At 49.6% G+C, this 20,814-nt stretch carries 27 protein-coding genes and 1 pseudogene; 16 read left to right on the plus strand and 12 right to left on the minus strand.

Annotated elements, in window-relative coordinates:
• Window positions 1–466: 466 nt before the first annotated feature.
• The 8 genes and pseudogenes from ACYVAD_RS17350 to ACYVAD_RS17385 all read left to right on the plus strand — a co-directional run bounded on the left by ACYVAD_RS17350 (window position 467) and on the right by ACYVAD_RS17385 (window position 3,106).
• Window positions 467–661 (plus strand): transposase, encoded by a 195-nt coding sequence (locus ACYVAD_RS17350; protein WP_461140783.1) that lies wholly within the window; start codon window positions 467–469, stop codon window positions 659–661.
• Between the two features lie 261 nt (window positions 662–922).
• Entirely contained in the window at window positions 923–1,021 is a 99-nt protein-coding gene (locus ACYVAD_RS17355) for a hypothetical protein (protein ID WP_461140784.1), read from the plus strand.
• 66 nt (window positions 1,022–1,087) lie between these two features.
• Window positions 1,088–1,513 (plus strand): transposase, encoded by a 426-nt coding sequence (locus ACYVAD_RS17360; protein ID WP_461140785.1) that lies wholly within the window; start codon window positions 1,088–1,090, stop codon window positions 1,511–1,513.
• Window positions 1,420–1,692 (plus strand): integrase core domain-containing protein, encoded by a 273-nt coding sequence (locus ACYVAD_RS17365; RefSeq protein ID WP_461140786.1) that lies wholly within the window; start codon window positions 1,420–1,422, stop codon window positions 1,690–1,692. The genes ACYVAD_RS17360 and ACYVAD_RS17365 overlap by 94 nt, the downstream gene beginning before the upstream one ends.
• Before the next feature lie 60 nt (window positions 1,693–1,752).
• Window positions 1,753–2,013 carry a transposase gene (locus ACYVAD_RS17370; protein WP_461140787.1) on the plus strand — a complete coding sequence of 87 codons (261 nt, stop codon included), beginning with the start codon at window positions 1,753–1,755 and terminating at the stop codon, window positions 2,011–2,013.
• A 233-nt stretch (window positions 2,014–2,246) separates the two neighbouring features.
• A pseudogene (locus tag ACYVAD_RS17375) lies at window positions 2,247–2,342 on the plus strand (IS3 family transposase); the annotation flags it as partial.
• Between the two features lie 54 nt (window positions 2,343–2,396).
• Window positions 2,397–2,711: a hypothetical protein gene (locus ACYVAD_RS17380; RefSeq protein WP_461140788.1), complete on the plus strand. Its 315-nt coding sequence runs from the start codon at window positions 2,397–2,399 to the stop codon at window positions 2,709–2,711.
• Window positions 2,687–3,106 (plus strand): molybdopterin cofactor-binding domain-containing protein, encoded by a 420-nt coding sequence (locus ACYVAD_RS17385; RefSeq protein ID WP_461140789.1) that lies wholly within the window; start codon window positions 2,687–2,689, stop codon window positions 3,104–3,106. The genes ACYVAD_RS17380 and ACYVAD_RS17385 overlap by 25 nt, the downstream gene beginning before the upstream one ends.
• Before the next feature lie 177 nt (window positions 3,107–3,283).
• Here the strand turns inward: ACYVAD_RS17385 and ACYVAD_RS17390 are convergent, their stop codons facing one another.
• Window positions 3,284–3,712, minus strand: a complete 429-nt coding sequence (locus ACYVAD_RS17390) for a transposase family protein (protein ID WP_461140790.1) — start codon at window positions 3,710–3,712, stop codon at window positions 3,284–3,286.
• Window positions 3,687–4,076 (minus strand): transposase, encoded by a 390-nt coding sequence (locus ACYVAD_RS17395; RefSeq protein WP_461140791.1) that lies wholly within the window; start codon window positions 4,074–4,076, stop codon window positions 3,687–3,689. The genes ACYVAD_RS17390 and ACYVAD_RS17395 overlap by 26 nt, the downstream gene beginning before the upstream one ends.
• A gap of 666 nt (window positions 4,077–4,742) precedes the next feature.
• Between ACYVAD_RS17395 and ACYVAD_RS17400 the strand changes: the two genes are divergently transcribed.
• The gene (locus tag ACYVAD_RS17400; protein ID WP_461140792.1) at window positions 4,743–5,198 is read left to right on the plus strand and encodes a hypothetical protein; all 456 of its coding nucleotides are present in this window, start codon (window positions 4,743–4,745) and stop codon (window positions 5,196–5,198) included.
• A 221-nt stretch (window positions 5,199–5,419) separates the two neighbouring features.
• On the opposite strand, the gene ACYVAD_RS17405 is transcribed toward ACYVAD_RS17400, so the two are convergent.
• Window positions 5,420–6,139: a GAF domain-containing protein gene (locus ACYVAD_RS17405; RefSeq protein ID WP_461140793.1), complete on the minus strand. Its 720-nt coding sequence runs from the start codon at window positions 6,137–6,139 to the stop codon at window positions 5,420–5,422.
• 201 nt (window positions 6,140–6,340) lie between these two features.
• Here ACYVAD_RS17405 and ACYVAD_RS17410 point away from each other — a divergent pair, with 201 nt between their 5' ends.
• Window positions 6,341–6,718: a hypothetical protein gene (locus ACYVAD_RS17410; RefSeq protein WP_461140794.1), complete on the plus strand. Its 378-nt coding sequence runs from the start codon at window positions 6,341–6,343 to the stop codon at window positions 6,716–6,718.
• Window positions 6,719–6,769: 51 nt separating this feature from the next.
• Here the strand turns inward: ACYVAD_RS17410 and ACYVAD_RS17415 are convergent, their stop codons facing one another.
• The 5 genes from ACYVAD_RS17415 to ACYVAD_RS17435 all read right to left on the minus strand — a co-directional run bounded on the left by ACYVAD_RS17415 (window position 6,770) and on the right by ACYVAD_RS17435 (window position 13,248).
• Window positions 6,770–7,399, minus strand: a complete 630-nt coding sequence (locus ACYVAD_RS17415; protein WP_461140795.1) for a C40 family peptidase — start codon at window positions 7,397–7,399, stop codon at window positions 6,770–6,772.
• Between the two features lie 70 nt (window positions 7,400–7,469).
• Window positions 7,470–9,620: a Tex family protein gene (locus ACYVAD_RS17420; RefSeq protein ID WP_461140796.1), complete on the minus strand. Its 2,151-nt coding sequence runs from the start codon at window positions 9,618–9,620 to the stop codon at window positions 7,470–7,472.
• 117 nt (window positions 9,621–9,737) lie between these two features.
• Entirely contained in the window at window positions 9,738–9,929 is a 192-nt protein-coding gene (locus ACYVAD_RS17425) for a cold-shock protein (protein WP_176567747.1), read from the minus strand.
• A 131-nt stretch (window positions 9,930–10,060) separates the two neighbouring features.
• Window positions 10,061–12,562, minus strand: coding sequence for a beta strand repeat-containing protein (locus ACYVAD_RS17430; RefSeq protein ID WP_461140797.1), 2,502 nt, complete (start codon window positions 12,560–12,562; stop codon window positions 10,061–10,063).
• A gap of 182 nt (window positions 12,563–12,744) precedes the next feature.
• Window positions 12,745–13,248: a DUF3299 domain-containing protein gene (locus tag ACYVAD_RS17435; RefSeq protein ID WP_461140798.1), complete on the minus strand. Its 504-nt coding sequence runs from the start codon at window positions 13,246–13,248 to the stop codon at window positions 12,745–12,747.
• 86 nt (window positions 13,249–13,334) lie between these two features.
• Here ACYVAD_RS17435 and ACYVAD_RS17440 point away from each other — a divergent pair, with 86 nt between their 5' ends.
• The 5 genes from ACYVAD_RS17440 to ACYVAD_RS17460 all read left to right on the plus strand — a co-directional run bounded on the left by ACYVAD_RS17440 (window position 13,335) and on the right by ACYVAD_RS17460 (window position 17,557).
• Window positions 13,335–14,879: a sensor histidine kinase gene (locus ACYVAD_RS17440; protein ID WP_461140799.1), complete on the plus strand. Its 1,545-nt coding sequence runs from the start codon at window positions 13,335–13,337 to the stop codon at window positions 14,877–14,879.
• A 50-nt stretch (window positions 14,880–14,929) separates the two neighbouring features.
• Window positions 14,930–15,583, plus strand: coding sequence for a response regulator transcription factor (locus tag ACYVAD_RS17445; RefSeq protein WP_461140814.1), 654 nt, complete (start codon window positions 14,930–14,932; stop codon window positions 15,581–15,583).
• Between the two features lie 161 nt (window positions 15,584–15,744).
• Entirely contained in the window at window positions 15,745–16,380 is a 636-nt protein-coding gene (locus ACYVAD_RS17450; protein WP_461140800.1) for a peroxiredoxin, read from the plus strand.
• Window positions 16,381–16,446: 66 nt separating this feature from the next.
• Entirely contained in the window at window positions 16,447–16,689 is a 243-nt protein-coding gene (locus ACYVAD_RS17455; RefSeq protein ID WP_461140801.1) for a hypothetical protein, read from the plus strand.
• Window positions 16,690–16,780: 91 nt separating this feature from the next.
• Complete coding sequence (locus ACYVAD_RS17460; protein WP_461140802.1) at window positions 16,781–17,557, plus strand: glycoside hydrolase family 25 protein; 777 nt, start codon at window positions 16,781–16,783, stop codon at window positions 17,555–17,557.
• Here ACYVAD_RS17460 and ACYVAD_RS17465 read toward each other — a convergent pair.
• The 4 genes from ACYVAD_RS17465 to ACYVAD_RS17480 all read right to left on the minus strand — a co-directional run bounded on the left by ACYVAD_RS17465 (window position 17,554) and on the right by ACYVAD_RS17480 (window position 20,162).
• The gene (locus tag ACYVAD_RS17465) at window positions 17,554–17,850 is read right to left on the minus strand and encodes a putative quinol monooxygenase (protein ID WP_461140803.1); all 297 of its coding nucleotides are present in this window, start codon (window positions 17,848–17,850) and stop codon (window positions 17,554–17,556) included. The genes ACYVAD_RS17460 and ACYVAD_RS17465 overlap by 4 nt on opposite strands.
• A gap of 46 nt (window positions 17,851–17,896) precedes the next feature.
• Window positions 17,897–18,643, minus strand: a complete 747-nt coding sequence (locus ACYVAD_RS17470; RefSeq protein ID WP_461140804.1) for a shikimate dehydrogenase family protein — start codon at window positions 18,641–18,643, stop codon at window positions 17,897–17,899.
• Between the two features lie 109 nt (window positions 18,644–18,752).
• The gene (locus ACYVAD_RS17475) at window positions 18,753–19,394 is read right to left on the minus strand and encodes a DedA family protein (protein WP_461140805.1); all 642 of its coding nucleotides are present in this window, start codon (window positions 19,392–19,394) and stop codon (window positions 18,753–18,755) included.
• A 6-nt stretch (window positions 19,395–19,400) separates the two neighbouring features.
• Window positions 19,401–20,162 (minus strand): phosphosulfolactate synthase, encoded by a 762-nt coding sequence (locus ACYVAD_RS17480; RefSeq protein WP_461140806.1) that lies wholly within the window; start codon window positions 20,160–20,162, stop codon window positions 19,401–19,403.
• A gap of 89 nt (window positions 20,163–20,251) precedes the next feature.
• On the opposite strand from ACYVAD_RS17480, the gene ACYVAD_RS17485 reads away from it, so the two are divergent.
• Window positions 20,252–20,740, plus strand: a complete 489-nt coding sequence (locus tag ACYVAD_RS17485) for a PaaI family thioesterase (protein WP_461140807.1) — start codon at window positions 20,252–20,254, stop codon at window positions 20,738–20,740.
• Window positions 20,741–20,814: the final 74 nt, after the last annotated feature.

The following is a 20,814-nucleotide window of genomic DNA, read 5'->3' on the forward strand; positions in this document are numbered from 1 at the left end:
TGCTTTTGTTGCTTGGTCGCTACAAAGTTGACCTGACTACCAGCTTTTTAGATTCCCCAACACACTCTAAAAGAATAAAAACAGCATACCTTATATGTTAATTCGAACGCCGAAGCGGATGTGCCCTGTATTACTTGACTGATTATGCCCAGCAAGTTATTCAACAAATCCTGGCTGACAAGCGTAAATGCAAATACTTACATTATTCTGTCTTCAACGCCCTACTTTACATCACTAAGAAGGTGTCAAAGGGAGTATATGCCCACTTGGCTGCTGTACTACTATCATTGCTGAAATCGGAGCGCATAAACGATGACGCATTAGGTTGCTTGGGAGAAAGCTCAGCAGAGCTTTAGTTAAGCTTGGACGAAAGAAAGCCAAACACTAGATAGCGTGGGCTGTCGACTGAGATGGTCTAATTAATCTAATTAATCGGCACAGTGGACTTGCTTAACTTCGCAAGACCATGCAGCAACCCAGCAAACCCAGAACTCGGCGAAAATATGATGCCGACTTCAAAAGTGAAGTTATTAAAATGTTGGTCAGCGGCCAGACAGCAGCCTACATCTCTAAGGCGATGGGCATTTCAGAAAATCTGGCCTACCGCTGGAAAAATCAGAACCAAGGGGTAAAAAAGCAAATGGTGAGCAAAATGAGCTAGCTCTGGAAAATCAGCAACTCAAGGATCGAGTACGACAATTGGAAACCGAGCGCGAGATCTTAAAAAAAACCTTGAGTATTTTCAGCTGACAGACCTGAAGTTATTCTATGAGTTCACTCAAGCACTGGCCGATACGTTTACGGTCGAAGCACTTTGCTATGTCCTAGAGGTGAGCCGGACAGCTTACTACCATTACCAGCGGGGAGAGAGCTACAAACCAACGGTTGAAAAGGGCCACCGTGGCGCGGAAAGAAATAGCAGTTGATCGAAGAGGTTTTCGCCGATCATGGGCGACGTTATGGGAGCCGCCGGATTGTGGCTGAATTAAAACCGGGCCGCCGGTGCGGAGCAAGGCTATGACCTAGGACGGCATCAGGTGCGGATACTTATGAAACAAGCTGGTTTACAGCCCAACCTAAATCATTTGTGCCCCGTACGACGAATAGCACTCATGGAAAAGGCTACTGGCCTAACCTATTGTTAGACCAACCCTTACCACAAGGCCCTAATTTGATTTGGGAGAGTGATATCACGTATCTGCCGTTGACGAATGGAGAATGGGCCTATTTAGGTTCTTGGATAGATATATTTTCCCGACGAATTGTAGGCTGGCGCGTCGATGACAATATGGAGGATGACTTGGTTGTCATACCACTGCGTAACGCCTTGCAATCTCGCAAGCCTTTGCCCGGCTTGATTACCCACTCGGATCGGGGTGGTCAATATATATCGAATGATCTGCACGAACTGATCAGTTTATGGAAGATCAGGCCCCGTATGAGTCGAGCCGCGCCACGGTGGCCGACGATCCCTATGACAATGCTTTTGCGGAGTTATTCTGGAGCCGCCTGAAAGCGGAACTATTGGAAGGAGGTACATTCCTAAGCGTGGACGATGCTCGAACTGAAATCTTCGAGTATACTGAAATGTACCATAATCGAGTGCGCAAGCATTCGTCGCTGGGCTACAAAAGCCCTGAACAGTTTGAGCAAGAATATTACACAAAACTTGCAAGTTCGGTGTGGCGCTAAACCGGACCACTGATGTGTTCCTAAAAATCCGGACACGAAACATTTTTAACTTCGTGTACCATGAATCAATCCCAACAACCAAAACGAAAGTATACCGCTGAGTTTAAAGCCGACTCGCTGCGGCTGGTTGCCAATGGTAAACCCATTATGGCTGTAGCCCGCAAGATGGGCATTAGTGATAGTCTGATTCACGCTTGGCGAAAAGCGGATGGGAAAGGAGAAAAGAAACCCGATCAAAGCCTTCAGCAGGAAGTTGATAATTTACGCAAGCAGCTACGCCAAGCGGAGATGGAGCGCCCGACGCCCGGCGCGAGATATTAAAAAAAGCTGTCGCCATTTTCAGCCGACAAACCTGACGTTGACTTACCAGTTTATCCAGACTGAAGAAAGCAATTTCCCAGTACGGCTACTCTGTAAAATACTGAATGTAAGTAAGACTGCCTCTTACACGTATCGCAATGGAACAACGTTCACTCCGTCAGATAGCAATCAAACTATGACCACAACCATCGACAAGATCTTCTGCAGGGCCGCCTGTACGGGAAAACTCAAGGCGCTATGGCAGCCGTCGCGTACTGGAAGCGCTGAAAGAGCAGGGTCTCAAGGCCGGTTGTCATCGGGTACGTCGTTTGATGCAAGAGCAGAACTAGCGGGCCATTCAGCAGCGTAGTCGCTTCGGCGATACGTCGCTGCCTAACGCGCCTATGCAAGGCGGTTCAACTATTACGTCGACGGTCGGATCGGCTGTCTATGACGTCTGTACGGCGGTCAAAAATACGCTGGCCGATATGGCGACAAAGTCCGGCTCTCCGCTCGCTGGCAGCAAAGCCGACGACCTAACCCTCGCCGACGGCATGCTTTACGTAGAGGCCGATCGAAATAAGAAGGTCGCCGTCGCCGATTTGATGCGCAGCAACAACCTGACAACGATCGACAAAACGCAGCAGTCGAAGGGCGGGGGGGAACAGGAAAATACTCATTCTCGGTGCATTTCGTGCAGGTCCGCGTTCACCCCGTAACGGGTGTCGTTCGCGTATCGAAAGCCGTAAGCGTGGCCGACTCAGGCCGGATCGTCAGTCCGAAAACGGCAGCTAGTCAGATGATCGGTGGCGTGGCGGGTGGTATAGGTATGGCCCTGACCGAAGAAGCCGTCATCGACCACCGCTTCGGCCGTTACGTCAACAATAACCTTGCTGACTACCACGTGGCCGTCAGCGCCGACGTCCCGCACACCGAAACTATCGTCATCGACAAACCAGATCCGTACATCAACCCGATGGGGGCGAAAGGTATGGGTGAAATTGCTCTGATCGGCTTTGCCGCTGCAGTTTCCAACGCGGTCTTTAATGCCACCGGTCAGCGCATCCGCGACCTGCCCATCACCCCCGACAAAGTGATGCAGAAACTGGTATAAACTGCATTGTTTAGACTTTATTCCGCTGTAGCTATCTTTACGAAGACAGATGCAGCGGATTTTTTATATCTTTTGACATTGATCATTCCACTAAAATCGCTAATACCTATATGAAGCTGAAATATGCATCAGGCAGTATCGACAATTTAAAATCAGTCCTTAGAATATGTTGGGAAATTAGATTTGGTGATGAGTCTCGATCCGTTGTAACATGATCTGACTATTGGCCAAGTATAACCAACTAACAGAAGAAGATACCGTATGCTCGTAATCTTTGACGATGCGTCGGAAGTAGTTCGTCCAGGCAATGCTTCGCTCCACCACCCACCGTTTGGCTACTGGCACAAAACCTCGAGCTGATTCGGGTCGGCAAGCTTTTTCAAAGTCGATGCTCCACCTGGCCACTTCCCCCGCGAACACGCCATTGTAGGCCTGGTCGCCGAAGACCTTTTCCAAGCGCTCACCCACTCGCCAGAGAATGGACACAACCAGCGTTTGGCCCAAGGAGCCATCCGCCCGGTTGGCCGCATCCACATTGGCTACCCAAAGCCGCCCCTGGGTGTCGACCACGAAGGTGCGTTTACGGCCGCACGGGCGGCCCCGCATTGACACGCTTATTTGGATCTAATCCTCGAAATTCACCGCCCATTGGCGCTAACTTAATCGATTGACTATCAATACGCAATGCGGAAGGATTGATGTTTCTGCCTTGTTGCTGGCGGTCAAGTTGGTTGAGACGGGCATTAATCTGTTCAAAAAGTCCCGCCTTTTTCCAGCGGTCAAAATAGTAGTAGACGGCTTGCCAGTGCGGCCAGTAGTGAGGTAAGTTGCGCCATTGACATCCGGTTCGGAGCAACCATAAAATAGCGTCCATAACTTGCCGAAGCTCGAGTTTGCGCTTGCGCCGAAGCCGGGCCGCCGGGGCGGTGGAAAAAAGGCGAACCGGGTCGCCGGAGCGATTGCCGCCCACTGGTAGTCGGTCAGTGGTTGCCACTGAGAGGTCATTACTTTGCATTTTGGTCGATACAAAGTTGGCCTGACCACCAGCACTTTTCAATTCCCCAACATGCTCTTAAGCCGTCTGATTAAAGGCTATGGGCGAATGAGCAAAATCTTGGCTGATAGTTCATACAGCAAAAAGTCAGCTTGGTGGCTTAATAAGTTCCACGAACTCATCTATAAATAGTTAGCCAAACCTGTTGGCTGATTGCTTGCTCCCAAACCTTAAGAACCAAGTAAACGATCAATCCAAAAAGAAGAAAATACATTCTTTGTTTGCATAATGTTTCAAGGATACACCCGTTAATCGTCGCAGCGATGAGGGCAACCAGCCCCAATGCAACTGTCGTACCTACAGTTGTCAGAATGCCGCCAATCTTGAGCAGGGTTCTGTTCAGGAATAATCACACGTTCAAGACAAGGCCGCAACTGCATGCAGTTGCGGCCTTGTGCGTTTTGGTATATTAAGAAGCTCTATTGTTAATTCAGATGTATCCACCAGCGATACCAGTTGCCATTCAAGCAGGCTACTGAACAGTTTCTCATCGATAAAAATCAAAATGAGCAGTACTTTAGTTACCTATTACGTTCTTCGTGCAATTTTCAGTTGTCAGTTCAATTAATCGATTAATTACCAATGAGGACACGCTTCTTCACTCACTTAGTAGTAGTGGTATCGCTCTTATCTTGCGTGAGCTGTAAGAAAGACTCTGATGTTGATCCGCGAGAACAGTACTATGGAACTTATAAGGTTACTAGTACAACAACGTCTTACGAATTGGATTCAGCAACGCCAAACAAAGGGACATCTAGCCCTGAAGCCGATGTATTGATAGTAGGAAAGGGAGAATCAGAAGGTGAACTACTTTTTGCCCTCTCAACAAAACGTCTAAAGGCAACCATGTCAGACAAAGGTTTCTCCTTTCCATCTCAAACGCAGTTCAGTGAATTTCTCGGTACCACTGTATCGGTTGATATAGACGGGGAAGGAAGCTTGACGAATAACGCAATTGACTTTACAGTCAACACAAATACGACTTATAAAGGCTCGCGATACAGAGACGTAACTGTATTCAAAGGATCAAAGCTATAGCGTTAGCCCTGAGGGTAAAGACGTAATGAAAGGAATTGCCTTGTTCTAGAAGAGTATAGGCTCTTAACTATACGTCTTGATTCAGCAGATAATCGAACGTGCCAAGCGTTCTATTCGTTTCGAGCAGAAATGTCAGGCCTAATAGGCCAGGCGTTTCTGCTTGTTATTAACAAGATAAAATAAATAAGCAATCTAGCCAGTGCAATACGGGCCAGATTGCTTCATTCAAATTGCTGCAATCGCTGGTCAATTTCCTGAAGCGTCGATAGGGTTTCATCCAACAGCGAGTTAGTCGATGATGAGGCTGAAAGTTGGGCTTTCAGCTTAGTAACTGAGCTTGTCACCTGGAAAAGTTTAGGTTTTATTTCCGTTTGAACGACATCCGCCAATTCGCCTAATTCAGTATTGCGCTGCTCCAGGATTCGTTTCTGAATTTGTAGAGCACTACCGGATCGTCGCATTTCCAGCATGTTGACTACTTGCTGAGCCAGGATTTTTAACGCTGCCTGCTGCGTCTCGGTCAGTCCAAACTTCGGCTTATTGTCAACAACGCAGAGCGAACCCAGCGCAAATCCCTGCGGGTTGACCAGAGGTACGCCCGCGTAAAAAATTATGTGCGGATCCCCCACAACTAAAGGATTTCCGGAAAACCGACTGTCCTGCCGACTATCGGGCACGATCATGATCTCGTCGGGGTTCTGAATGCTGTGCGTGCAGAACGCGTACTCACTGGGAGTTTCTCTAATTTCAATGCCGTGGGCCGATTTGAACCATTGTCGATCGTCGTCAATCAGGCTAATCAAGGAAATAGGCGTTTGACAGATCGCAGAGGCCAGATGCGTAATGTCATCGTAATCCTGTTCAGGAAGGGAGTCAAGGATGGTATAACTTCGTAACACCTCTCGATGATTGTCTGTATTAGTAGCTTGAAGTAAGGACATAAGCTCAGATAAGGAAACAAGCTGTAAAACTGATCGAAAAGTAAGTACCGAGCAAGATTGACGCCGAAAAGACTACCGTTTGTTCAAAAGATAGTCGCTTACGGCTAAAAGAAGGCCGGTAGCTGAGTTTTACCGATCAAGACTAGACAAGTCGCTCAGAAACCAGGTTATGAGGTGGAGGAATGCATTAGACAGAGGACAATGAAAAAAAATCTGCTGGCAGCAAGCGTAACCGTGCTGGTAACGGGTTGCACAACCGGTATCCGTGATCTGGATTTGGAAAATAAACAGTTTGAAGCTACCTACAACGTAGACTCCACTCGTGGCATTGATAGCACGAACATGGCCCGGCTTCAACTTACCAAAACTATTTACAGCTTTGGTGAAAACGGTACGGGAACAAAACACGCACAGATTGGTATGCTATCGACCGATAGTATGTTTTCCTGGTCGATTGAGGGAGACAAAGGAGAAACGTTGCGCATCAATCGTAATGCCTTTTTCGTCAAAGAACAAAGCAAGGGGTATCGGCTGATGTCAGATTCTACGATGTTGATCTTACGCCTGCAAACTCCCTGAAAACGGTCGCTTCAAAGGCATAAAGATTATCCAAAACTACGCCATAGCTAATCAGAAAGGGCGTAGGGCTTTCACGAACCGGCCTTTGAAATAATCAGAATATAGATTGTCCTCACGCACACCACGCGAAGAAGATGCGTGAATGAACCGTACGTTCGTATTGCCGTTTACCTCGGTTACAATTCCGGTATGCGACACGTAACCAGCTTGCCCCTTGTCGGGCACGAAGAAAATCAGGTCACCGGGCAGAATTTCATTGACCTCTACTTCCCGACCCACTTCGGACTGCTGCCACGAAATGCGCGGCATCCTTAAGCCAACGGTATTGAAGACCGCGTATACCAATCCTGAACAGTCAATGCCATCGGTCGTGTTACCGCCCAAACGATAAGGAGTCCCCGTGTAGGTCCGGGCCACTTTTACCACTTCCGGTACGTATTGATCCTCGTACGTACGTGAATCGACACGTCGACCAGCAGGTTTGTTGGGGATAGTCGGTGGCCGGTTGGGTGTTCTGCCCATATTAGCTTTGCGCGCTACCGTTTTTGAGACGGCGGTACGTCGACTAACGGAATGGGATGGACCGGTTGACCGGAGTACCTCGCAGGAGGTCATGAAGAGAAGGAAACATGCACTGAGCAAAACAGGCAGACGTAGGGTCCGGTCTTGTTGTGTAGGCATAAGGCAAGCAAAAGACGAGTAAATCACTGGTTAAATGAACCTGGGATCATTCAACCAGTGATGCAACCTATCAAATTTTCATCGACAACGCAACCCGTTTGCGGGCTTTATCAACCTCCAGCACCTTAACTCTTACTTTCTGGTGCACCGTTACGACGGTCTTGGGGTCGGATACGTAATGATTAGCCATCTGCGAGATGTGAACCAGCCCGTCCTGTTTAACGCCGATGTCGACAAATGCGCCAAAGGCGGTAATGTTAGTTACCACGCCCGGCAGGACCATACCTTCGTGCAGATCCTCGACACTGCGAACACGGCTGTCGTATTCAAAAACGGATAACTGTTCGCGGGGGTCGCGGCCGGGTTTTTCGAGTTCCGCCACAATATCACGTAACGTCGGAAGACCTGTCGAGTCGGATACGTAACGATTTAATTGAATCTGTTTCCGGACCTCCGGTTTGCGAATCAAGTCGTTGATGGTACTGCCTAGATCGGTTGCCATCTGCTCAACCAGAGCGTATCGTTCGGGGTGAACAGCACTGTTATCGAGTGGATTTTTACCGCCTTCGATGCGCAGAAAGCCCGCACACTGTTCAAACGCTTTAGCCCCCAGGCGGGGGACCTTTTTTAGTTGATCGCGCGATGTGAATGCGCCGTTCTGCGCCCGATAGGAAACAATATTACTGGCCAGTTGTGGACCAAGCCCTGAGACGTAACGCAGCAGGTAAGCGCTGGCCGTGTTGAGTGATACACCAACCTGGTTAACGCAGCTTTCAACGATTGTATCTAGACTGCTTTTCAAGTCGCCCTGATCGACGTCGTGCTGGTACTGCCCAACGCCAATGGACTTGGGATCAATTTTGACAAGTTCGGCCAGTGGGTCCATCAGCCGCCGACCGATACTGACGGCTCCCCGTACCGTAACGTCCCGATCCGGAAACTCCTCCCGGGCTACGTCGGAAGCCGAATAGATCGATGCGCCCTGCTCACTGACCATAAAAATAGGTTTTCCCAGGTTCAGACTCTGGATAAACTCTTCGGTTTCGCGACCGGCGGTCCCATTACCGATGGCGATCGCATCAACTTGATACTGGGCCATCAACTTCTGCACTGTCTGGGTAGCCTGCTGTTTCTGGTTGTCGGATTGAAAGAGATAAAGAACCGTATCGGTCAGCAGGTTTCCCTGCGCGTCCAGACAGACGGTTTTACAGCCTGTCCGGTAGCCAGGATCGATGGCCAATACCCGCTGCTGACCCAGAGGAGGACTAAGCAGTAGTTGACGCAGGTTATCAGCAAAAACGCGGATGGCGGCTTCATCGGCTTTTTCTTTTGATACGTTACTGAATTCAGTTTCGAGCGATGGTTTGAGCAGCCGTTTGTAGCCGTCTTTAATGGCTAACGACAATTGCTCCCGGCAACCAGCCGTTGCCCTGTCCAGACGATCCTGCTGCACGAATTGACGCTCCAACCGTTCCAGGGCAGCTTCTTCGTCGGGGCCGATGCTGACGCTTAGAAACCCTTCGGCTTCCCCCCGGCGAAGGGCCAGCAGTCGATGAGAGGGTACCCGGCGGAGCGGTTCAGCAAAATCAAAATAGTCTTTAAACTTAACCCCATCCGTTTCCTTTCCTTTTTTTACCGTAGACCGGATGATGGCTTCCCGATCGAAGAGATTCCGAATGCGCTGACGGGCGTCGGCATCCTCGCTGATTCGTTCGGCCAGGATATCCCTTGCACCCTGTAGCGCATCGGCTATCGTAGGGACAGCGTCGGTCAAAAAGCGTTGTGCCGCCCGATCAAGGTTGGTTTCACGCTGGCCAATAATCAACGTAGCGAGTGGCTCCAGACCGCGCTCAATGGCTACGCTGGCACGGGTTTTTCGCTTCTGGCGGTAGGGGAGATAAATATCTTCGAGTTCAGTCAGCGAATCCGCAGCATTGATTTTTTGCTGTAGGGCCGACGTTAGTTTTCCCTGTTCCTCAATGGATTTTATAATGGCTAGTCGGCGTTTGTCCAGTTCCAGAATTTTCTGACCTGTGTCGCGAATCTGAGCGATCTGAACTTCGTCTAACTGGCCCGTGGCTTCTTTTCGGTAGCGGGCAATAAACGGAATGGTAGCTCCACTGTCCAGCAGGTCCAGTACGGCGGAGACTGCCTTAGGCGACTGGGCTAGGAGGGGGGCAATGCGCTCGGCCAGGGAGCGCTGGTCACTAAGTTGGGTCATGCAATCGAATAAACAATCAGATCGCAAAAATGCCTGTGGAAACCGACAGGGCAAAAAAAAACATGCCAGCTGGCATGTTTTTTACAACGGGTGTCTTGGTCTTGGTATATCTTACGATTAAGCCAGTTCGACGTTTACGGCGTTTAAGCCTTTTCTGCCGCGCTCAACATTGAATTTCACTTTGTCGTTTTCGCGGATTTGATCGATGAGGCCAGAAGCGTGGACAAAGATATCTTCACCGCCTTCATCGGGTTTAATGAAGCCAAACCCTTTGGTTTCATTAAAGAATTTTACTGTTCCTGTTTGCATTGCTTGTTAAAATTTAAGCGAAGGACGCCTAAAGCGAAGGAATTTCCAAATGTATTTCGCGAAAAATGCCAGTAAATTCAAATAATTGAACAGACGGTCAAAAAAGGAAGTCTTGAAGCTCCCAAATTGCGTTACATACGGTTTGTTTTTAGGCCAATTACCACCGGACAAAGGGGGGCAGGGCAGGTAAATGGAATCGTTATTGTACCCGTCGCCAGACTCGGCTGAAGCGCATCGTCGATTACCCGGAACGATACTGAAACGGTTACGGCCCCATCGGCTGGATCGATCAAAAGCGTCGTACCCACTGCTACAGTTACCCCACCCGCCGGAAATGTCGCTGCTGTATACACGGTACCTCCGATCGAGATCGACGTAGCATTGACAGGGAAAGCGGTATAAAGAACACGGGCAACTAGCCCATCGGCATCGGTTCCGTTGGGAATGGTTGACGGAACGATAACGGAATTTGTACCACCCGGATTGTTCTGTGCGGTTAGCGTAACACTGGTCGGCAATGGCAACTGATCCAGGCCGAAGTTAACACCCGTTACGTTGCTTGTCGTCAATGTAACGGAAGTAATGCCGTTAGGCGTGCCGTCACCCGCAACCGCTGTTCCCTCGCCAATACTGGTGTAGTTAGCGGGCAGACTCACGGCTGGTGTGACCGCCCCCGCTGCCACGCTGGTCGTACTCAAACGAACGCTGTAGGTAGCGGGGTAGAGTCCCGTCAGACTGTAGACGCCACTACTGGGGACCAACGTGGAAGCGACCACGGTGTTAGTCGTGGTGTTACTGACGATAACGTACAAGGTACCCCCGCCGTTGGTGGCTGTGCCACTAATGACGTTGTCGGTTAAGCCGTTGGCATCGTTGAGGACAGTACCGCTGATGGTCAGTAAGCTAAAGGGCAGGTTGACAGTGGTTGCGCTGGGTGCCGACACCAGGGCGTTGTCGAAGATCGTATAGGAAAAGCTGGCGGTGATGGCTCCGTCTATTGGGTCCAGCGTAACCAGGGCAGGGTTAAAACTGGTAATGATTGTCGTTGCGCTAACGGGGCTACCGTTGTAGAAAAGCGTTCCATTGGTAGCAGGAGTCAGGGTAATTTGGCGACCACTGAGACTTGGCGCGTAAGGGCCATCTTCAGGGTCTGAACCGGCGAAGGCGGTGGTGGCAATGGGCACCGATGTCGTACCACCGGGATTGACCTGGCTGGCTAGAGTAACGGTGGCCGAGGTAGCGCTCGGTCGCTGGTCGATGCCAAAATTTATATTCGGTACGTTGTTCGTCGTGCCTGTACCGCTGACGGCTACGGATACCACCCCGTTGGGTGTACCGTCTCCTGGACTGGTAGCGCCAATCCCTTCCCCCGTGTTGACCCAGTTGCTTGGTAATGAAGCAGCAGGAGGAATGCTGCCGACTGTTCCGGCGGTTGTGCTGAGAACAACCGAATAGTTACCCTCCCAGATACCGGAAAAGGCGTAAGTTCCTGAAGAAGGAATTGTCGATACGGCAAGAACCCTATTCGCACTGCTTACCAGGTTTGCATACAGGGCTGAATTGGCGTTAGTTGCAGTACCACTGATGACGTTGTCTGTTAAGCCATTAGCGTCGTCAAAAACCGTACCTGATAAAATGGACGGAGGACGCAAGGAAACGCCGAGTAGCCATTTGTCACCGTTGTATTTACCGGTGCCTGTGTAAGCCGGACTGGGAGGAAGTAAGCCCGAGTTAGTTCCTCCATCACCCCGTAAATAAACCCTAAAAGTCACTGAACTTATACCGGAGCCGTTGACTCGAACACTACCACAAGCAGCACCAGCCCCACAGTTAGTTCCGATTGCAGTTGCTTGGTTAGCGATCGTATAAGAGCCTCCAGATGAAACGATGGCAAACTCCGTGGAACCCGAAAGTCTCGTTAGCGTTACGCCTGTCGTTACCAGTTCAAATTCAGTAGAAAAGCCAAGCGTGTTACTGCCTACTACCGAACCAAGTACATTAAGTGTATTCGTTACGTTAGTTCCTCCTAACCCCACTATATGGATAACTGGGTCGTTAACAGGTCTGTTGAAAGTAAGAGTGATATTCCCGAAATAAAACCGTCCGCTTGCCGAAGCGTTGGCTGGAAGCCCCTCTACAGTCGTTAATATATCGAAAGCATAATTGTTCGTAACCTCAATACCAGTGCCTGACTGGCCATTTGGGTTTGAGGTAAATTGCGCGTTTGTCCCACCGCCGATTGCATTCATCAGTGAGTAGATGTTATCACTGGTAACAGTTTTTGATGAGCCATTAGCGCCATTACCAAATGTTAAGCCCGTTCCCGGTCCCCCACCTGTGACAGCCGTGTACGTCTGACCAGAAAAGCTTGCTGAAACCGAAATAGGCGGAGAGTAAGAGGCAAAGGTTGTACCGGTTGTATTTTGTAGAAGCGTCAGTGCCTGCGGAGCTGTCGTTGACGGACCTTGTGGCGTTCCCGTAAAGCTGGTAGGGCCAAACTCAAGTTCCTGCCCAAAAGAAATAGTTGGTAAAGCATAACTCAGTACCAAAAAGAGCACTAGTCTGGACGCGACCCGCGGGGAAAGCAGGCATCCTCGACTGACGTTTACGCTAGTTCTGTAGAGATAATACATAGTCAATTTTTACAAGTGACGGCTGGATAAAACAGTATAGGATCCGTAGCATAGTCACAGGCAAAAATCAAGCCGATGGAAATTATATAGTGTGCTGATTTTTAGGTAGTTGGTTACATATAAAAAGCCCAGTAGCTCTGCTACTGGGCTTTTTATATACAATCGAATCTATGGTTACTTAGCTACTGTGCTATCATCTCCGCGTCGGCCAGAATGTAGTTCAGTTCGTAAATATTGTCGGCGTTTAGTTTGAGCGTTCCGCGGAACGTACGACGCTCATCGGTTTTGAATTTCTTGTCCGACTTCTTGAATTTAAGCGACACAACGGACTCCGGACCGGCCCCTCCGCAGAAGAAGCAGGCACTGTACGGGAAAGCCGATAAGACGTAAAGGTTTGACTCCAGATCAACGGGCAACACGTAACCCGTTAGCTCAACTGCTTTGCCGTTTAGTTTCTGGATGTTAGGGCCAAATGTGGGGTACAGCATGTAAACCGATTCTTCTGCGTACCATTTCTTTTTGAACGTAACATCCCGCAGCGTTTCCCACGATAACTTAACCGGTTCGGCTGCGACGGGCGCTTTTGTCGACGCAACGGGTTTCGTGGGCGTATCAAGTGGTAATGCTGGACGGAAAGCCAGTGAGGCCAGCGAAACAGCGAGTAGGGCGATGAGAATACGGTTCATGTGGTTCACTAATCGGGGATGAAACTCAGGTAAAACTACAAAAAATATTACTTTTACTGATTCATTTTGTTGTCACTTGGCGAATCGTGTCTGACTCACTTACCGATAACGTAAACGACGGCGCAGCAATTCCCGTTCGGTTCACTCGATTGTATCTGACGCTTCTCGTCAGTCTAACTATCCTGCTCACTATTGGACAGGGCGTTACGCAATGGCGTTTGCGGGCCGCTCAGGATGAACTGTGGGTAATTCGCTACGTAGCTCTGCAACGCCACCAGAGTCAGCAAATCGCAAAACTAGCCGTACAGCTTGGTGATCCGAACGAACGCAACCGCTTCAACGAAACCGTTGCCGAACTTCGTCAGGTATTTCCGGCCTTCGAACAGTACCACCTGCAAGGACGCGAAGGGAGGGTATATGACAAACAGATACAGGTTGTCAACTCGCCGAAAGTGCAAAAAATGTACGACGAAATCCGTCCGGAATTCAACGCGTATTGCAAAAGTGCCAGCCGTCTGATGGCCCTGCAAACCCCGGATGAGGTTCGGTTGCCCGATGTTCAGGCGAGTATTCGGCTCCTCTTGGCCAATGAAAAGCCGTTTCTGGAGGAAATCGATGCGATTGTTCGTGAAAACAACGGCGATTTGCGGGGAAAAATGGCAGCCCTGCAATACGTTGCGTTCTACCTGTTTCTGTTTACTGTTCTCGTATTGATTGGTATCGGATTGTTGATATTTCAACCAGCCGCGCGCCGGCTTAAAGAAACATTTGCTCAACTGGTCGAAGCGCGGAACCAAACAATTTCGGTCAACCGTAAGTTGCTGAGTGCCAATAAGTCGCTAAAAGAGACCCGGCAGCAGCTGTTTGAAGCTACCCGCATCCAGCACCGTCAGGAAATGGATGAACAGAAACTCCGGACTTCTTACCTGATTGCGGGTCAGGAAGAAGAGCGTAAGCGGTTATCTCGTGAGCTTCATGATGGATTAGGACAAATGCTAACGGCCATTAAATTGCAAATTGAAGGGCTGGAAGCCAACATTGTGCGCAATACTGCCCCGGAATCAAAAGGCGAAGGGCCGTACAGCAGAAACCTGAAGACACTGAAAAATCTGGTAACGCAGACTATTCAGGAAACCCGGACCATTTCGAACGATCTAATGCCGAGCGTTCTTAGTGATTTTGGCGTGGTGCCAGCAATAAAGATGTTGGCCGAAAATGATCGGAGCGATACGATCGATGTTACGTTCAAAACAAACTTAACTGGCAACCAAGCTCGGATGGACAAAAACATAGAAATTATGTTATACCGGGTAACACAGGAAGCCGTTAGTAATGCAGTACGGCATGCCGAGCCCTCCCACATCCATATTGAGCTGATGGACGAAGAAAGTTTTATCTGCCTGGAAATTGTCGATGATGGTCGCGGGTTTGAGTTCACCCGAAACTCCCGAAAGGGACTAGGGAAAAATATGGTGAAAGCCAATGAGCAGAAAAATGGCACGAAAATACAACGGCCTCCTTCGCAGGGCCTGCACAACATGCAGGAACGGGCCAAACTTCTCAACGCAAAATTCAAACTTAGCTCAACCCCAGGTAAAGGCACCCGAATTCAGGTGAAAATTCCCTATTAACTGCACTCTAATTAACTGCACTCTAACTAGTTATGACGCTTACAAAATTAATGCTAGTCGATGACCACTCTATCGTGCGTGATGGTATTCGACTCCTGCTGGAACAAGCCGATAATCTGGACATTATCGACGAAGCAAACGACGGCGAAGAAGCACTCGATAAGCTGAAAGCCCGTCAGGCTGAAGGAACACTGCCTGACCTTATTTTAATGGATATTTCCCTGCCTGGTATGTCGGGAATCCAGACAACTCAAGTGGTGAGTCGCCTGTACAAAAACGTTCGGGTCCTGATGCTGTCCATGCACAATAACGAAGATTACATTCTTCGTTCGGTAGAAGCGGGCGCGTACGGGTACATTCTGAAGGATTCGTCGTCCGACGAAATGATCAAAGCCATTCGTACGATTGCTTCGGGCGAGAAATACTATAGCTCACCGGTGGCTTCTATCATTTTGAGCGGCTACATGCAGCAACTCAAGAAGGGGGACAAAAACAACCGGAGCGAGCGCCAATCCAAACTGTCGAACAAGGAGAAAGAGATTCTTCAGTTTCTGGTTGATGGGATGAGCAGCCGCGAAATTGCCGAAAAACTTCAATTGAGCGTTCGGACGGTCGATAACCACCGGGCCAATATGATGCGCCGGCTTCAGGTACGTAACGCGGCCGAGCTGGTTCGGATGGCGGTGGAAGACAAGCTCATTTAACGACTTCTGTTCCGTTAGATAATCTGCTTACTACACCGATTGCGAACTCGAAAATTATTTTCTACGTTTGCCCAGAAAGCCGGCTCTTACGCCGGTTTTCAATTTTTATACTTCTCTATAAAGTATATAGAGTGTGTTAACTAATAAAAACAAATTCAGTTATGTCACTTCGCTTAGGAGACATTGCCCCTGATTTTGAGGCCGATACTACCCAGGGTCACATCCACTTTCACGAATGGTTAGGTAATTCATGGGGGATGCTATTTTCGCACCCCGCCGATTTTACGCCTGTTTGCACAACTGAGCTGGGCCGCACGGCTCTCCTGAAAGATGAGTTTGGCAAGCGGAACGTAAAAGTGATTGCTGTTTCGGTGGATGACCTTGAATCGCATAACCGCTGGACGCCTGACATCAAAGACGTAACGGGAACGGAAGTGAATTTTCCGATCATTGCCGACGCGGATCGGACCGTCGCTACTTTATACGACATGATTCACCCCAATGCCAGCGAGAAATCAACGGTGCGGTCGGTGTTTGTCATTGGCCCCGATAAGAAAATCAAACTGACGCTGACCTATCCAGCCTCGACGGGCCGGAATTTTAACGAGCTGTTGCGGGTCATTGATTCGCTGCAACTGACCGCTGACTACCAAGTTGCAACACCGGCCGACTGGAAAGACGGTGATGATGTGATCGTGACGCCAGCCGTCACCAACGATCAGCTGGAGGGTAAATTCCCTAAAGGCGTTACGTTCGTGAAGCCTTACCTGCGTACGACCCCACAGCCTAACAAGTAGGACGATTCTTTAAAACCTTACGCTTTGCTACTGGGTTAACACCTTCGAAACTAAACAATCAACGTTATGTCTAAGAACGATTTTAACCCGGAGCATAAAGAAGGGCCAGTAGCAACTGCCATCGAAGAGCAAACCGCAAAACTTCCTTCTGACCTGTTTTTATGGGCAGCCTTGGGGTCGATGGGCGTATCGCTGTTCCTGCAATACCAAGGTGACAGAGATCGCAGTTTGTTCGTAGGCCAGTGGGCGGCTCCGTTCCTGCTGCTAGGTTTGTATAACAAGCTGGTGAAACTGGAAGGACACGACTAAGAATAAGTCAGTTCTTATTATATAGCCCGTTGCCAATCGGCAATGGGCTTTTTTTGTTACGTATTTTTGGGGTTGGTAATACTCCTCCGGCATGCGATTCCGCGTTTTAGTTATTTTCATTCTTCGGCGATACGGGTTATGGATCGCGCTGGCGTTATTGATTTTGCTGGGAGTCTGGGTTGTTCGGTCCTGGAAGCAGGACAATATGGACTGGCGATTCGTGAAGGCGTTCGGCATCAATTTGCCCATGCGCTACGGTATTCACGGCATCGACGTATCGCGGCATAACGACCGGATCGACTGGAAGCAGGTTCGTCAATTACAGGCCGATGGTGTTCGCTTGCAGTTTGTTTTTATCAAAGCGACCGAAGGAGCTACGATGTTCGACAAACATTACAAAAAGAACTGGCGGGAAGCCAAGAAATCAGAATTACGACGGGGAGCCTACCATTTTTACCACCCTACCCGAGATCCGCTTAAGCAAGCCAACAACTTCATCAGCCACGTAACGCTTGATACCGGTGATTTCGCGCCGGTCGTTGATTTTGAGGTGATCAACGGTCAGTCGGACGAGACCGTTATTGATGGGCTACGACTGTGGCTCGAAAGGGTAGAAGAGCACTATACCATTCGTCCGATTATCTACACGAACCGAAATTTATACCGGCGTTACATTAAGGGGCATCTGGACGAGTATCCGCTCTGGATTGCGAACTACTCGGCCAAACACCTGCGGGCGTACGATGACGACAAACTATACCTCTGGCAGCACAGTCAGAACGGCTGGGTAGAAGGCATCAAAGGCCAGGTTGATTTCAACGTGTTCGTGATGGACGACGACCGGATGGCCGAAATCTGTCTGCCTTAATCCACTACTTCGGTTTGTTGTTTCGTCAGGACGACGGATGCTGCCAGCCAGGGGCGGGCTTTTTCAACAAACTCGATGACATGGGGCATCTGATCGTGCGCCTGCAAACCTGCCTCATCCGTCCAGATCTCGTGCATAATGAAATGCGTAGGATGCTCAGCACTCTCATACAACTCATACAATAAGCAAGCGTCTTCTTCCCGGACTTTCATGACAAGATTGTAGAGTCCGTTACGGAGTTCTTCTTCGGAGCCGGGTTTAGCGATAATCGTGGCAAAAACGGTAAGAGGCATAGACTAGATAGGTTTCTTTATAATAAGGCGGAAATGGGCTGAAATGTTACCCCTGCCAGATCGCCCAGGCTTTCTCAGCTTGCAGTTCCAGCATCCGCAGGCCATTGTGAACCGCAGCTCCCTGCTCCAGCCCTCGCTTCATAAACAAGGTTTCGGCCGGGTTATAAACCAGATCATAGAGCAGGTGCTGATCCGTGAGCTGGCCATAGGGCAAGGCGGGTGCTTCGTTGACGTGTGGGTAGGTACCTACGGGCGAGCAATTAATAATCAGTTGATGATCGGCTAGGTAATTCTCAACTTCATCGTACGAAATAGTTGTATTGGTTTTCGTTCGGGAGACAATTTGGTACGTAATGCCCAGATCCTGTAACGCAGCCAATACCGCTTTAGAAGCGCCACCCGTACCAAGAACCAATGCCTGTAGGCCCACTACAGACCGGTTGAGTGCCGCTAGCCAGTCTTCCAGTGATTGTCGGAAACCGTAATAATCCGAGTTGTAGCCCGTCCGGGAGCCGTCTGCTTCCAGTTTGATCACGTTCACCGCGCCGACTTTCTCCGCCGAAGCGTCCAGACGGTCGAGAAACGGAAAGACAGCCTGCTTGTGCGGAATTGTTACGTTCAGCCCGCGCAGACCGGGCGTTTGTAATAGCCCGGGCAAAGACGCCGTTACGTCAGCCATGTCAAATAAATCGTACTGGCTGTCAGTGATCCCTTCGCGGTTGAATTTTTCGGTAAAATAACGCTGCGAAAAGGAGTGCGTGAGCGGGAAACCAATCAGGCCGTAACGTGTCATGCAAAGAAGAAAGATAAACGGATCGTAAGAAAAAAAAGCACTACGTCGTTCGGTTATGGCCTGGTGACGTAGTGCTAAATAAAGGTAAGGCGCTAGATGTTTGACTAACCTAACGGGATTTTTTCTTGATGAACTCGATCACAATTGGCAGAACGGACAGACCAACAATTCCGAAAACGACTAGTTCGAAATTCTTCTGCACAATAGGGAAGTTACCGAAGAAGAAGCCCAGCAGCGAGATGCTGGTTACCCACAAAATCGCCCCCATGATACAGAACTTGATATAAGTGCCGTAGTTCATGCTGCCCGCGCCCGCTACGAAAGGAGCGATCGTCCGGACAATCGGAATAAACCGAGCGATGATTACCGTCCGGCCACCGTATTTTTCGTAGAATTTTTCTGTTTCGGAGATGTACTCGCGCTTAAAGAACAAGATTCGTTCCCGCATCTTGATCTGATTTCCCAGTGTTTTTCCGACGAGGTAGTTTACATTGTCGCCCAGCAGAGCCGCTACGATCAACAGCGGAATAATGACCCCTACGCTGAGCTCGTTCGTGTCACGGGCGGCTAGTGCGCCAGCGGCAAACAGCAGTGAGTCACCGGGGAGTAGTGGCATGACGATAAGCCCCGTTTCGGTGAAAACGATCAGGAACAGGATGGCATACAGGAGCAGGCCGTATTCATTCGCCCACACATCGAGGTACTTATCGAGGTGCAGCAGAAAATCGAGTAACGATTTCAGGATATCCATGAAAGATTATTGATCGAGAAAAAGCGAGAAGGTATCACCACGTAAACCCAGGCGGATGGTTTCCAGCGGGATGACTTCGTGGGGAGCAATGTTGCCCAAGTTGGCGTTAGCCCCCAGCAGTTTCACAAACCAGACCTGCTGTTCTTTCTGGGGAGCTTCCCAGATGATTTTGTCGACGGGAATCTGCGTCAGAATTTCTTCGACCAGTCCCTGCCGAACTTCACCGCTCGACCGGAACAGACCAACCGTTCCCCCTTCGCGGGCTTCGCCAATGACTTTCCACGCACCAGCCTCCAGTTCGGCTTTCATCAGCTGAATCCACTTGTAAGGTGGAATGATCTTAGCTTCGTCTTTCGAGCCTACTTCCGAAAGAACCGTAACCTGCGTGGCCAGTTGACGAATGTACTCACATTTGTCATCCTGATGCATTTCCAGTGATCCATCAGATACCTCGGCATGCTGCAACTGGTATTTATCGAGCAACCGGCGGTAGTCGTCGAACTGTTTACGGACGACGAAGGCCTCGAACAGCGTACCACCGAAATAAACCGGCAGGCCTGCGCTCTGATACAGCTCAACTTTTTCTTTCAGATTCGGGGTAACGAAGGAAGTGGCCCACCCCAGTTTGATGATGTCCGCGTGATCGGCAGAAGTCGACAAAAAGTCTTCTACTTCACGCAGGCTCATTCCCTTGTCCATGACCATCGTCAATCCGTTTTGCCGTGGTTTGGCATCACGATCGGGAATTTGCGTAAGCGAATAATTCATTCGGTCTAATCGAATAGGCGTGTTAAAACGCCCAAAAGTAGTACAAGTCCGATAAACCCCCCAAGAAAGTCCACAAATTATCGGGTAGAATGACCGATTGGCTTGGTTTCGTTCTATTTTTACGGCTTATGGAGAATATGACGAATGCCCGCATCGAGTATTTGCGGACTCAGATTGGCCGTACCATGAGCGAAAGCTGGTCGCCGGTAGGCCGTTTCCTGAACGGTGTGCTGCGAAGCGTCGACTACGGTCGAATAGTAGCCGAATATACCGTACGAGAAGAGTTGGGCAACGTAACGGGCGGGTTGCACGGCGGGATGTCGAGCGCCATGCTGGACGATCTAATCGGCGGAACGGTTTTTACGTTAGGACGCGAATTTGCCTACACGACGGTCAATCTGAACGTTGATTTTTTGCACGCAGCCCAGCCGGGGGATGTACTGACGGCAACGGCTGAAGTGATCCGGGCGGGTCGTAACCTGATCCACTGCGAAGGCCGCCTGGTATCCGCTGATGGAAAAATTATTGCCAAGTGTACATCAAATCTGGTGCAAACGTCTCGTAAACTACCTTTTTAGCGCGAAATCATTGGGATTTAAGGCGCGTTGACGTTGCTTTTTTATGAGCCAAGGCGTACCTTTGCACCCTAATT

Source organism: Spirosoma pomorum (genome assembly GCF_054776615.1).